This is a genomic window from Streptomyces sp. CB01635 (assembly GCF_002803065.1).
Taxonomy (GTDB): Bacteria; Actinomycetota; Actinomycetes; order Streptomycetales; family Streptomycetaceae; genus Streptomyces.
On the sequence record NZ_NNBL01000006.1, the window covers coordinates 1 to 12699 of the forward strand.

12 protein-coding genes are annotated in these 12699 nt (G+C 70.2%); 8 read left to right on the forward strand and 4 right to left on the reverse strand.

Annotated elements, in window-relative coordinates:
- Window positions 1-262 precede the first annotated feature (262 nt).
- The gene (locus CG723_RS19200; RefSeq protein WP_199841831.1) at window positions 263-811 is read left to right on the forward strand and encodes a TetR/AcrR family transcriptional regulator; all 549 of its coding nucleotides are present in this window, start codon (window positions 263-265) and stop codon (window positions 809-811) included.
- An 80-nt stretch (window positions 812-891) separates the two neighbouring features.
- Here CG723_RS19200 and CG723_RS19205 read toward each other — a convergent pair whose 3' ends face one another.
- A complete protein-coding gene (locus tag CG723_RS19205) occupies window positions 892-1857 on the reverse strand; it encodes a DeoR/GlpR family DNA-binding transcription regulator (RefSeq protein WP_100594700.1) in 966 nt (321 codons plus the stop codon).
- A gap of 182 nt (window positions 1858-2039) precedes the next feature.
- Window positions 2040-3488, reverse strand: a complete 1449-nt coding sequence (locus CG723_RS19210; RefSeq protein WP_100594701.1) for an NAD(P)H-quinone dehydrogenase — start codon at window positions 3486-3488, stop codon at window positions 2040-2042.
- 117 nt (window positions 3489-3605) lie between these two features.
- Here CG723_RS19210 and CG723_RS19215 point away from each other — a divergent pair, with 117 nt between their 5' ends.
- From CG723_RS19215 to CG723_RS19225, 3 genes are all read left to right on the forward strand, one after another.
- Complete coding sequence (locus CG723_RS19215; protein ID WP_100594702.1) at window positions 3606-4043, forward strand: gamma-glutamylcyclotransferase; 438 nt, start codon at window positions 3606-3608, stop codon at window positions 4041-4043.
- A gap of 92 nt (window positions 4044-4135) precedes the next feature.
- Entirely contained in the window at window positions 4136-4972 is an 837-nt protein-coding gene (locus CG723_RS19220; RefSeq protein WP_100594703.1) for a purine-nucleoside phosphorylase, read from the forward strand.
- A gap of 39 nt (window positions 4973-5011) precedes the next feature.
- On the forward strand, window positions 5012-6655 hold the full coding sequence (locus tag CG723_RS19225) for a phospho-sugar mutase (RefSeq protein ID WP_100594944.1): 1644 nt from the start codon (window positions 5012-5014) through the stop codon (window positions 6653-6655).
- 74 nt (window positions 6656-6729) lie between these two features.
- On the opposite strand, the gene CG723_RS19230 is transcribed toward CG723_RS19225, so the two are convergent.
- On the reverse strand, window positions 6730-7353 hold the full coding sequence (locus tag CG723_RS19230) for a PH domain-containing protein (RefSeq protein WP_100594704.1): 624 nt from the start codon (window positions 7351-7353) through the stop codon (window positions 6730-6732).
- 462 nt (window positions 7354-7815) lie between these two features.
- Here CG723_RS19230 and deoC point away from each other — a divergent pair, with 462 nt between their 5' ends.
- From deoC to CG723_RS19245, 3 genes are read left to right on the forward strand one after another with little or no spacing between them, the layout of a single operon-like run.
- Complete coding sequence (gene deoC / locus CG723_RS19235) at window positions 7816-8766, forward strand: deoxyribose-phosphate aldolase (RefSeq protein ID WP_100594945.1); 951 nt, start codon at window positions 7816-7818, stop codon at window positions 8764-8766.
- Between the two features lie 3 nt (window positions 8767-8769).
- A complete protein-coding gene (locus CG723_RS19240) occupies window positions 8770-10221 on the forward strand; it encodes an aldehyde dehydrogenase family protein (protein ID WP_100594705.1) in 1452 nt (483 codons plus the stop codon).
- A complete protein-coding gene (locus CG723_RS19245; protein ID WP_100594706.1) occupies window positions 10222-11118 on the forward strand; it encodes an aldehyde dehydrogenase family protein in 897 nt (298 codons plus the stop codon).
- Between the two features lie 116 nt (window positions 11119-11234).
- Here CG723_RS19245 and CG723_RS19250 read toward each other — a convergent pair whose 3' ends face one another.
- Window positions 11235-11969 (reverse strand): TetR/AcrR family transcriptional regulator C-terminal domain-containing protein, encoded by a 735-nt coding sequence (locus CG723_RS19250; RefSeq protein ID WP_100594707.1) that lies wholly within the window; start codon window positions 11967-11969, stop codon window positions 11235-11237.
- 121 nt (window positions 11970-12090) lie between these two features.
- Here CG723_RS19250 and CG723_RS19255 point away from each other — a divergent pair, with 121 nt between their 5' ends.
- Window positions 12091-12678 carry an NADPH-dependent FMN reductase gene (locus tag CG723_RS19255; RefSeq protein WP_234374396.1) on the forward strand — a complete coding sequence of 196 codons (588 nt, stop codon included), beginning with the start codon at window positions 12091-12093 and terminating at the stop codon, window positions 12676-12678.
- Window positions 12679-12699 lie beyond the last annotated feature (21 nt).

The window sequence follows — 12699 nt, forward strand, 5'->3', positions numbered from 1 at the left end:
CAGCGCCGAGATCGGCGCCTCCATCACCTCCGGCGCCACCATCTGCGAGATCAAGGACTGACCCTGATCTGCTGTCAGGGCACCTGACGCGAACGCCCGGCGGACCGGAAGACGGTCCACCGGGCGTTCGCGTCATTTCGGTCCGTGGTCCGGCCGTCGCGGGATCAGGCATCCTGGAGAGCGCGCGCACGACCAGGGAGGACCGATGACGACCGGCACGGACCAGACGGACCGGCCCCGCCCGGCCCCTTCCGTACGCCCCATGCGGGCCGACGCACGCCGGAACTACGAGCGACTGCTCGCGGAGGCGCGTACGGCGTTCGCGGAGCACGGCACGGGCGCGTCCCTGGAGGACGTGGCGCGGCGCGCGGGCGTCGGCATCGGGACGCTCTACCGGCACTTCCCGAACCGGCACGCGCTGATGAGCGCGGTCTTCGAGGACGCGGTGAATGATCTGCTGGCGCGCTCGCGGGCGCTGCTCGCGGACCCGCAGCCATGCTCGGCGCTCGTGGCATGGCTGCGCGACATCATCACTCATGCGGGTGAGTACCGCGGGCTCTCACGTGCCCTCATGTCGGCGTCGCACGACGCCAGTTCGGCCCTGTCGCGGTGCAGTACGCCGATGCGCGAGGCGGGCCAGGCTCTGCTGTCCAGGGCGCAGCGGGCAGGTGCCGTACGCGCGGACGTGTCGATCGGCGATCTGCTTCAGCTGACCAACGCGATCGCGCTGGCGGCGGAGGAGACCCCGGACGACCCGGAGCTGGCGGACCGGCTGCTCCGGCTGACGCTGCGAGGCATCACAGCAGGCTAGGACTGCGGCCCACGACCGGCGACCGGCCCCGACGACCCGCAGCCGTACCGAGAAGGGCTCAGCCCCGCACGGAGTGCTGCTCAGCGCCGCCGGAGGTCGGCCACCCTTGCCGCGCGCTCAGGGGGTGCCTGGTCGAGGGCGGAAGCGCTGCGCAGCTGGGGACCGCCCGGGAGCTGGGTGCGGCGCTGGCCCGGCAGAGGTACGTCCCGGCGCGCCTGCCGCGCCGGGACGGGATCTCCCCCCGCCGGCCCGGTTCCGGTCGCCGAGGCTCCGGCGATCGCGATCTGCACCCCCTGGTCGGCGAGTGCCTGGAGTTCGGTGAGGGCGCGGTCGTCGTGGCCGGGCGGTTCGTCCGTCACGAGGCGCGTGATCACATCGGTCGGCACCGTCTGGAACATCGTGTCGGTGCCGAGCTTGGAGTGGTCGGCGAGGACGACGACCTCGGCCGCGGCCTGCACCAGCGCGCGGTCGACCGAGGCCGACAGCATGTTGGACGTGGAGAGGCCGCGTTCGGCGGTCAGACCGCTTCCGGACAGGAAGGCGCGGGTGACTCTGAGTCCCTGGAGGGACTGCTCGGCCCCGCTGCCCACGAGTGCGTAGTTGGAACCGCGCAGAGTGCCGCCCGTCATGACGACCTCGACCCTGTTGGCATGGGCCAACGCCTGTGCCACCAGAAGGGAGTTGGTGACGACGGTCAGCCCGGGGACGCGCGCGAGCCGGCGGGCCAGCTCCTGCGTGGTCGTACCCGCTCCCACCACAATGGCTTCGCCTTCTTCGACGAGGCCCGCGGCGAGGTCGGCGATGGCCGTCTTCTCTGCGGTCGCGAGATGTGATTTCTGCGGAAAGCCGGACTCCCGCGTGAATCCGCCCGGCAATACCGCACCGCCATGCCGGCGGTCGAGGAGTCCTTCTGCCTCCAGTGCGCGCACGTCCCGCCGTACGGTCACTTCGGAGGTCTGGACGACGCGGGCGAGCTCTCGGAGCGATACCGCTCCATTGGCCCGCACCATTTCGAGGATCAATTGACGACGTTCTGCAGCGAACACGAAACTGACAGTAACCCCAACGACCGTCTGCTTTCAGCAGTTTGCGCCGAATAACAGAAGTTGTTCGCACGGAACGACAGGAAGTGGTATAGACGCCTATCTCCAGCGCCTATGCCCGCCGCACGGGTGGCAACAGGCTGTGACCTGCGGGAAGTTGATCGTGTCCGGTGAAAGCGCGGTCGTCAGGCTTCGTCGGCCGTCTTCCGCGTATGCAGCTGACGCGCCACTTCGGCGATCGAGCCCGAAAGGGACGGGTACACGGTGAACGCCTTCGCGATCTGCTCGACCGTCAGGTTGTTGTCGACCGCGATCGAGATGGGATGGATCAGCTCGCTCGCCCGCGGGGCGACGACCACACCGCCCACCACGATGCCCGTGCCGGGCCGGCAGAAGATCTTGACGAAGCCGTCGCGGATGCCCTGCATCTTGGCGCGCGGGTTGCGCAGCAGCGGCAGCTTCACCCCGCGGGCGTCGATCTTCCCGGCGTCGACGTCGGCCTGCGTGTAGCCGACCGTGGCGATCTCGGGGTCGGTGAAGACGTTCGAGGAGACCGTCTTGAGGTTCAACGGGGCCACCGCGTCGCCGAGGAAGTGGTAGACGGCGATGCGGCCCTGCATGGCGGCCACGGAGGCGAGCGCGAAGACGCCGGTCACGTCACCGGCGGCGTACACGCCGGGAGCGGTGGTCCTGGAGACCTTGTCGGTCCAGATGTGCCCGGAGTCCTTGAGCTTGACCCCGGCCTCCTCCAGGCCCATCCCGCTGCTGTTCGGGATGGCGCCGACGGCCATCAGGCAGTGGGTACCGGAGATGACGCGGCCGTCGGAGAGGGTGACCTCGACGCGGTCGCCGACGCGCTTGGCGGACTGGGCGCGCGAGCGGGCCATGACGTTCATGCCGCGGCGGCGGAAGACGTCCTCGAGGACGGCGGCGGCGTCCGGGTCCTCGCCGGGCAGGACGCGGTCGCGGCTGGACACGAGGGTGACGCGCGAGCCGAGGGCCTGGTAGGCGCCGGCGAACTCGGCGCCGGTGACACCGGAACCGACCACGATGAGCTCCTCGGGGAGCTCGTCGAGGTCGTAGACCTGGGTCCAGTTGAGGATGCGCTCGCCGTCGGGCTGGGCGTCGGGCACCTCGCGCGGGTGGCCGCCGGTGGCGATCAGGACGGCGTCGGCGGTGAGGGTCTCCTCGGTGCCGTCGGCGGTGCGCACGACGACCTTGCGGGAGCCGTCGGCGGCCTGCTGGCCTTCGAGGCGGCCGCGGCCGCGCATCACGCGGGCGCCGGCCCGGGTGACGGACGCGGTGATGTCGTGGGACTGGGCGAGCGCGAGGCGCTTCACACGCCGGTTGACCTTGCCGAGGTCCACACCGACGACCCGCGCGGGGCTGTCGATGTGCGGGGTGTCGTCGGCGACGATGATCCCCAGCTCCTCGTACGACGAGTCGAAGGTGGTCATCACCTCGGCCGTCGCGATCAGGGTCTTGGACGGGACGCAGTCGGTGAGCACCGACGCCCCGCCCAGGCCGTCGCAGTCGACGACGGTCACCTCCGCGCCGAGCTGGGCAGCCACGAGGGCCGCCTCATATCCGCCAGGTCCGCCACCGATGATCACGATCCGAGTCACGTACTCCATTGTCCCGCACGCTTCAAGTGCTTTCGCCCCGGGGGCCTCCGTCCGTGCGCGTCCCACGTCGGAGGGGTCTTGTGTTACAGGAGGGACCCCGGCCCCACCTGCCGTACCCTCGACCACATGTCGCTCTACGCCGCATACGCAAGCAATCTCGACGCGCGGCTGATGACGCGCCGCGCACCGCACTCGCCGATGCGCGCGACGGGCTGGCTCAGCGGCTGGCGGCTGACGTTCGGGGGCGAGCACATGGGCTGGGAAGGCGCGCTCGCGACCCTCGTCGAGGCGCCCCGCTCACAGGTCTTCGTCGCGCTGTACGACATCGCGCCGATGGACGAGGACTCCATGGACCGCTGGGAGGGCGTGGGGCTCGACATCTACCGGCGCATGCGCGTACGCGTGGACACGCTGGAGGGTGAGGAACCCGCCTGGGTGTACGTGCTCAACGGGTACGAGGGCGGCTTCCCCTCGGCCCGCTATCTCGGCGAGCTGGCGGACGCGGCGGAGTCGGCCGGAGCCCCGCACGACTACGTGATGGAACTGCGCAAGCACCCCTGCTGAGCGTGCTTCGTCGGAAACGACAACACAACGATCCCGATCCCGTGAGGTCTGTCATCTACGCGCGTAGGACCGAACCGGCTACCCTCGATCGCGTGAACGCATCTGTTACTCCGGACAACATCCAGGGCGCCACCCGTTTCGATCCCCGGGTCGCCGCCGACGCCGCCGCCTCGCGCCTGCGCGAGCTCACGGGCGCCGACACCCACGACGTCGCCCTCGTGATGGGCTCCGGCTGGGCACCGGCCGTGGACGCCCTCGGCACCCCCGAGGCCGAGTTCCCCGTCACCGAGCTGCCCGGCTTCCCGCCGCCGGCCGTCGAGGGCCACGGCGGAAAGATCCGCTCGTACAAGATCGGTGACAAGCGCGCCCTCGTCTTCCTCGGCCGCACGCACTACTACGAGGGCCGCGGTGTCGCGTCCGTCGCGCACGGCGTCCGTACCGCCGTCGCCGCGGGCTGCAAGACCATCGTGCTGACCAACGGCTGCGGCGGTCTGCGCGAGGGCATGCGTCCCGGTCAGCCGGTCCTGATCAGCGACCACCTGAACCTCACGGCGACGTCGCCGATCGTCGGCGCGAACTTCGTCGACCTCACGGACCTGTACTCCCCGCGCCTGCGCACCCTGTGCAAGGAGATCGACCCCTCCCTCGAAGAGGGCGTCTACGCGCAGTTCCCCGGCCCGCACTACGAGACGCCGGCCGAGATCCGCATGGCCCGCACGATCGGCGCGGACCTCGTCGGCATGTCGACGGTCCTCGAGGCCATCGCGGCCCGCGAGGCGGGCGCCGAGGTGCTCGGCATCTCCCTCGTCACGAACCTGGCGGCAGGCATGACGGGCGAGCCCCTCAACCACGAAGAGGTGCTCCAGGCCGGCCGCGACTCCGCCACCCGCATGGGCGAGCTCCTGGGCAAGGTCCTGGACCGCATCTGATCCCGTAGAGACACGCGAGAGGCTGGACGAACCGTGACCTTGCAGGACACCGAACTGCTCGCCAGGGCCGAGGCCTGGCTGGCCGAGGACCCCGACCCGGAGACCCGCGAGGAGCTGGCGAAGCTCATCGAGAGCGCCGACACCCCGGCGCTCGCCGAACGCTTCGCCGGCACGCTCCAGTTCGGCACCGCGGGCCTGCGCGGCGAGCTCGGCGCGGGCCCCATGCGGATGAACCGCTCCGTGGTCATCCGCGCGGCGGCGGGCCTCGCGGCGTACCTCAAGAGCAAGGGCGAGGCGGGCGGCCTGGTCGTCGTCGGGTACGACGCGCGCCACAAGTCGGCGGACTTCGCGCGGGACACGGCGGCCGTCATGACGGGCGCCGGCCTGCGCGCCGCGGTACTGCCGCGCCCGCTGCCCACCCCGGTCCTCGCCTTCGCCATACGGCACCTGGGCGCGGTCGCGGGCGTGGAGGTCACGGCCAGCCACAACCCGCCCCGCGACAACGGCTACAAGGTCTACCTGGGCGACGGCTCCCAGATCGTGCCGCCCTCGGACGCCGAGATCGCGGCCGAGATCGCGGCGATTCGCACCCTCCACGACGTACCCCGCCCGGACTCCGGCTGGGAAACGCTCGGCGAGGACGTCCTGGAGGCCTACCTGGCCCGCACGGACGCGGTCCTGTCCCCGGACTCCCCGCGCACGGCGCGCACGGTCTACACGGCGATGCACGGCGTCGGCAAGGACACCCTGCTCGCCGCGTTCGCACGAGCGGGCTTCCCCGAGCCGACCCTCGTGGCCGAGCAGGCGGACCCGGACCCGGACTTCCCGACGGTGGCGTTCCCGAACCCGGAAGAACCGGGAGCAATGGACCTGGCCTTCGCGACAGCCGGCGAAGCCGCCCCCGACCTGATCATCGCGAACGACCCGGACGCGGACCGCTGCGCAGTAGCCGTAAAAGACAACGACGACTGGCGAATGCTGCGAGGCGACGAGGTAGGCGCGCTGCTGGCGGCCCACCTGGTGGCACGAGGAGCAAGGGGCGTGTTCGCGGAGTCGATCGTCTCGTCCTCCCTGCTCGGCCGTATCGCCGAAGCGGCCGGCCTCCCCTACGAGGAAACCCTGACGGGCTTCAAGTGGATCGCCCGGGTGGACGGCCTGCGCTACGGGTACGAGGAGGCGCTCGGCTACTGCGTGGACCCGGAGGGCGTACGGGACAAGGACGGCATCACGGCGGCGCTGCTGGTCACTGAACTGGCCTCGACGCTCAAGGAAAACGGCCGCACCCTCCTGGACGCACTCGACGACCTGGCGGTGGCCCACGGCCTGCACGCGACGGACCAGCTCTCCGTACGGGTCGAGGACCTCACGATCATCGCGAGGGCGATGACCGCTCTCCGCGAGACACCGCCGACAGAACTGGCGGGCCTCCCGGTGGTGAAGGCGGAGGACCTCACCCACGGCACGGCAACGCTCCCGCCCACAGACGGCCTCCGCTACACGCTGGACGGCGAGTACCGAGCCCGGGTGATCGTCCGCCCGAGCGGCACAGAGCCCAAGCTGAAGTGCTACTTGGAAGCAGTGATCCCAGTGGCGAAGCGCTCAGACCTCCCCTCCGCCCGAGCAGAGGGAACGCGGGTACTCAACGCAATCAAGCAAGACCTGTCAGCCGCGGCAGGAATCTGAAAAAGGGCAAGCGAAAGGCCGGGGTCGAAAGCCGACCCCGGCCTTTCCCATACCTGAGCGACTACGCCCAAAGGTCAGCCAATGGCGACCAGCACGGCCATGAGAACCGCACCCACAGCCACAGGCGCAACAATCTCGTAGGCCCAGCGGATCGAGGGCTCGCCCTGGGCGGACGGCTTGTCGGCGCGGTCCCGGGCCAGCTCGCGGATCTCGTCCAAGGACTGATCGCCGGCGGCCCTGCGAGGCACGGAATCGGCCTCCCCCTTCAGGCCGCCGCCCTTGCGCCCACCCGCCGCCCGGTTGGCCTTCTTACGGGCGCGCATGGAGACCGGGATGGCCCAGAGCTGGTACTTGTCCCCACCCTCGGTGAAGACCTCGCTGGAGTAGCCGGCCCGCAGATCGGCGACGGACGCCCAGGGCAGGGTGATCACACGGAACGGATTACGAACGCGCAGCCGGTCCTCATTCGCGTACACCGCGGGCCGGACCGTGAACGCGACGACGAGCGGCGCGACGAAAAGCAGCCCCGCGACGGCCAGCCAGGCGGTGCGTGCGTCGCCATTGAGCAGGGCGTCGAAACCGAGCCAGGCCCCCATCACGAGCAGCAGGACGCCACCTGCGATACCGGCGGGAGAACGGTAGGTCCGCTCCGCTGCCACGGGTTGCGTGACGGAGTGCTGGGATTCCGGGGTCTTCATACTCCGATGATGCCTGAAGCCGACAAGGACGTTCATCACAGCCTGAGAACAACCACAGGAGCCTCTGCATACCCGTGAGCCCCACCGGCGCTCAGCCGCGTACGAGACTTGGCCGGAGACAGCGAAGTCCCACCGGCCGTGAGACGCCGACGAAACGGGAGGGGACGTGGGGGCATGTGCGCGCGCAGCCACCAGCACCACGCACAGGCAATCAGCTGGCTGACGAAAACCCATAGAACAGCGAGCACGTACATGCCCCCACGGCCCCGCACCCAAAAACGCACCTGACGAGCCCACACCGAGCCCGCACCCGCACCCGCACCCGCACCCGACAACGAAGGAACCCGCACCCGACGAAACAACGCCCCCCACGCAGCGGCACCGGAACCCGCCGGAGAGACCCGCCACTCCCCCCTCCCCCTGTACAGCAGCTACGCGCGTAGATATGCTCCCCTCGTGACCATGCCCACTGCACCCGCACCCGCATTCGCCGACGCGGTCGCTTCGGACCGTTCGCTGCGTCGCTTCCTTCACGGGCTGCCCGGGGTCGACACGGTCGGCCTGGAGGCTCGCGCCGCGTCCCTAGGCACGCGGTCGATCAAGACCACGGCCAAGGCGTACGCCATCGACCTGGCGATCTCGATGATCGACCTGACGACCCTCGAAGGCGCCGACACAGCCGGCAAGGTCCGCGCGCTCGGCGCGAAGGCCGTGCACCCGGACCCCACCGACCGTACGACTCCCCGCACAGCCGCCGTCTGTGTCTATCCGGACATGGTGGCGACGGCCAAGGAGGCCGTGGCCGGGAGTGACGTGAAGGTCGCCTCCGTGGCCACCGCGTTCCCGGCGGGCCGCGCCGCCCTGGAGGTGAAGCTCGGGGACGTCCGCGAGGCGGTCGCCGCCGGCGCGGACGAGATCGACATGGTCATCGACCGCGGAGCGTTCCTCGCGGGCCACTACCTGAAGGTGTACGAGGAGATCGTCGCCGTGAAGGAGGCCTCGGGCGCCGCACGCCTGAAGGTCATCTTCGAGACGGGCGAGCTGTCGACGTACGACAACATCCGGCGAGCGAGCTGGCTGGGCATGATGGCCGGGGCGGACTTCATCAAGACGTCGACCGGCAAGGTCGGGGTGAACGCCACCCCGGCCAACACACTGCTCATGCTGGAGGCGGTACGTGACTTCCGCGCCCAGACGGGCGTACAGGTAGGCGTGAAGCCCGCCGGAGGCATCCGGACGACCAAGGACGCGCTCAAGTTCCTCGTGCTGGTCAACGAGACCGCCGGCAGCGACTGGCTGGACAACCACTGGTTCCGCTTCGGCGCTTCGAGCCTGCTCAACGACCTGTTGATGCAGCGTCAGAAGTTGAGCACCGGCCGCTACTCCGGCCCCGACTACGTGACGGTGGACTGACCCATGACGTTCGAGTACGCACCCGCACCGGAGTCCCGCTCCGTCGTCGACATCGCCCCCAGCTACGGCCTGTTCATCGACGGCGAGTTCGCCGAGGCGGCCGACGGCAAGGTCTTCAAGACGGTGAGCCCGTCGACGGAGGAGGTCCTCTCCGAGATCGCCCAGGCGGGCGAGGCGGACGTGGACCGCGCGGTGAAGGCCGCCCGCAAGGCGTTCGAGAAGTGGTCGGCGCTGCCGGGCGCGGAGCGCGCGAAGTACCTGTTCCGGATCGCGCGGATCATCCAGGAGCGCAGCCGCGAGCTCGCGGTCCTGGAGACGCTGGACAACGGCAAGCCGATCAAGGAGACGCGCGACGCGGACCTCCCCCTGGTGGCGGCGCACTTCTTCTACTACGCGGGCTGGGCGGACAAGCTCGGCCACGCGGGCTTCGGCCCGAACCCGGCGCCGCTGGGCGTCGCGGGCCAGGTCATCCCGTGGAACTTCCCGCTGCTGATGCTGGCGTGGAAGATCGCCCCGGCGCTGGCGACGGGCAACACGGTCGTCCTGAAGCCGGCCGAGACGACCCCCCTGTCCGCCCTGTTCTTCGCGGACATCTGCCGCCAGGCGGGCCTGCCCAAGGGCGTGGTGAACATCCTCCCGGGCTACGGAGACGCGGGCGCGGCCCTCACGGCACACCCCGACGTGAACAAGGTCGCCTTCACCGGCTCGACGGCAGTCGGCAAGGCGATCGCCCGGCAGGTGGCCGGCACGGACAAGAAGGTCACGCTCGAACTGGGCGGCAAGGGCGCGAACATCGTCTTCGACGACGCGCCCATCGACCAGGCGGTCGAGGGCATCGTCACGGGCATCTTCTTCAACCAGGGCCAGGTGTGCTGCGCGGGCTCGCGCCTCCTGGTCCAGGAGTCGGTGGCCGACGAGGTGCTGGACGCGCTGAAGCGCCGCCTCACCACCCTCCGCCTGGGCGACCCCCTGGACAAGAACACCGACATCGGCGCGATCAACTCCGCGGAGCAGCTCGCGAGGATCAAGACGCTCGCGGACACGGGCGAGGCCGAGGGCGCGGAGCGCTGGTCGGCGCCGTGCGAACTCCCGGACAGCGGCTACTGGTTCGCGCCCACGCTGTTCACGAACGTCACGCAGGCGCACACGATCGCGCGGGACGAGATCTTCGGCCCGGTGCTGTCCGTCCTCACGTTCCGCACTCCGGAGGAGGCGGTGGCGAAGGCGAACAACACGCAGTACGGGCTCTCGGCCGGCATCTGGACGGAGAAGGGCTCGCGCATCCTCTCGGTCGCGAACAAGCTCCGGGCGGGCGTCGTCTGGGCCAACACGTTCAACAAGTTCGACCCGACCTCGCCGTTCGGCGGCTACAAGGAGTCGGGGCACGGCCGCGAGGGCGGCCGCCACGGCCTGGAGGCATACCTCGCCCCGTCGAGCCCGGAGGGCACGCGATAAATGAGCACTGTTGAGCGACTCACAGTCCTGAAGACCTACAAGCTGTACGTGGGCGGGAAGTTCCCGCGTTCCGAGAGCGGCCGGGTGTACGAGGTGTCGGACTCGAAGGACAAGTGGCTGGCCAACGCCCCGCTGTCGTCCCGCAAGGACGCGCGTGACGCGGTAGTGGCGGCGCGCAAGGCGTTCGGCGGCTGGGCGGGCGCGACGGCGTACAACCGCGGGCAGGTGCTCTACCGCGTGGCGGAGATGCTGGAGGGCCGCCGCGACCAGTTCGTGCAGGAGGTGGCGGACGCCGAGGGCCTTTCGAAGTCGAAGGCGGCGGCGGTCGTGGACGCGGCGGTCGACAGGTGGGTCTGGTACGCGGGCTGGACGGACAAGATCGGCCAGGTCGTGGGCGGGGCGAACCCGGTCGCGGGCCCGTTCTTCAACCTGTCCACGCCCGAGCCGACCGGAGTGGTGGCCGTGCTGGCCCCGCAGAAGTCGTCGTTCCTGGGCCTGGTCTCGGTGATCGCCCCGGTGATCGCGACGGGCAACACGGCCGTGGTGATCGCGAGCGAGACGTCCCCGCTGCCGGCGCTGTCGCTCGGCGAGGTGCTCGCCACGTCCGACGTGCCGGGCGGCGTGGTGAACGTGCTGTCCGGCAGGACGTCGGAGATCGCTCCGACGCTGGCCGCGCACCAGGACGTGAACGCGATCGACCTGACGGGCGCGGACACCGACCTGGCCCGTGACCTGGAGATCGCGGCGGCGGACAACCTGAAGCGCGTGCGCCGTCCCCAGACTGTGGACACGGACTGGACGACGGACCCGGGCACGGACAGGCTCACATCGTTCCTGGAAACGAAGACGGTGTGGCACCCGACGGGTTCGCTTGGCGCATCGGGCTCTTCGTACTAGGCCCGAGCCAGAACCCGAGGCCCGACCCGAACCCGAAGCCCCGCCCCTCCTCCGTCCAGGAGGGGCGGGGCTTCGTCATGCCCCACCGCCCCACAGCGCACGGATCCGCACACGGATCAGACCCCGAGCCGCGCGGCGATCCCGTCGAGGATGCAGTCGAGGCCGAGGTCGAACTCCCAGGTGGGGTCGTCCTTGTGGGCGGCGCCGAGCCCGTAACGCTGATAGTTCGGGTAACGGCCCGTGTCCATCAGGTAGTTCATCTGCGGGGCGAGCGCCTGCCGGGTCTCGGCGCCGCTGGACCACCCGTGCCGCTCCTTGTACTCGCGCAGGGCGAGTTCGGACTGGGTCGCGCCATGGACGTAGGAGCTGACGGTGCGGAACGCGGCCATCATCGAGTCGGCGTCAAGACCGGTCGTCGCGAGTACCTCCAGCTGCCGCTCGGCCACGGCCATCCGGGCCGGGGTGAGGGAGATGAGCGGCGTGGGCACCTGCCCCATCCAGGGGTGACGCAGCATCAGTTCCCGTGTCTGCACGGCGAAGGACCGCAGCACCTCGCGCCAGCCGGCCACCTCCGGGGGCACGGAGAGCTCGGCCGAGACGCGGTCGGTCATGAGCGCCCAGAGGTCGTCCTTGCCGGACACGTGCCGGTACGCGGCCATGGGTGCGACGCCGAGCTGCGTGGCGAGGCGGCGCATGGTGACGGCCGCGGCGCCCTCGGCGTCGGCGATCTCGACCGCGGCGGCGGCGATCCGCTCCAGGGTCAGAGTGGCGCGGGCGGGCGCGGGCCGTTCGAGCCGCTCCCACAGCGAGGGCTCCACCAGACCCTCGTCACCCTTCTTCTGCGCGGCCACGGTGCGGCCCCTCCCTGCTCTCCCACGATGACGTGTACAGCGTATCCCCAGTAGACGCCGTACACATGGATGTGTACGTTGTACTCACATCGATACACCGTACACATCCAGGGGGTTCACCGTGTCCACTCCGCTCCACGTCGCCGTACTGGTCGGCAGCACTCGAGAGGGCCGCTTCGCGCCGGTCGTCACCAAGTGGCTGGCCGGCCGGCTCGCCGAGCACGGTGACATGACCGCCGATGTCGTCGACCTCGCCGAGACGCCGCTGCCCACCGTCCTCCCGGCGTTCGGCCAGGAGCTGCCGCAGGACAGCAAGGAGCTGCTCGCCGCCGTCTCGCCGCGCCTGGCCGCGGCCGACGCGTTCGTCTTCGTCACGCCGGAGTACAACCACAGCTTCCCGGCGTCCCTGAAGAACGCCGTCGACTGGCACAACGAGCAGTGGCACGCGAAGCCGATCGCGTTCGTCTCGTACGGCGGCCTGTCGGGCGGCCTGCGCGCGGTGGAGCAACTGCGCGCCGTGATGCCCGAGTTGAACGCCATGACGATCCGGAACACGGTCAGTTTCCACAACGCGTGGGCCGAGTTCGACGCCTCGGGCGAGCACGCGGACCCGGCGGTCGAGGCCGCGGCGAAGGCGATGCTCGACCAGCTGGCGTGGTGGGCGCACGCCCTGCGGGACGCCAGGTCGGTACGCCCGTACGCGGCTTGAGACACCTACATCCGGACGGAA

Bases quoted from the DNA above. Each gene is read 5' to 3' on its own strand.
- CG723_RS19200 (WP_199841831.1), top strand. From the start codon at position 263: ATGCGGGCCGACGCACGCCGGAACTACGAGCGACTGCTCGCGGAGGCG.
- CG723_RS19210 (WP_100594701.1), bottom strand. From the start codon at position 3,488: ATGGAGTACGTGACTCGGATCGTGATCATCGGTGGCGGACCTGGCGGA.
- CG723_RS19215 (WP_100594702.1), top strand. From the start codon at position 3,606: ATGTCGCTCTACGCCGCATACGCAAGCAATCTCGACGCGCGGCTGATG.
- CG723_RS19230 (WP_100594704.1), bottom strand. From the start codon at position 7,353: ATGAAGACCCCGGAATCCCAGCACTCCGTCACGCAACCCGTGGCAGCG.
- deoC (WP_100594945.1), top strand. From the start codon at position 7,816: ATGCCCACTGCACCCGCACCCGCATTCGCCGACGCGGTCGCTTCGGAC.
- CG723_RS19240 (WP_100594705.1), top strand. From the start codon at position 8,770: ATGACGTTCGAGTACGCACCCGCACCGGAGTCCCGCTCCGTCGTCGAC.
- CG723_RS19245 (WP_100594706.1), top strand. From the start codon at position 10,222: ATGAGCACTGTTGAGCGACTCACAGTCCTGAAGACCTACAAGCTGTAC.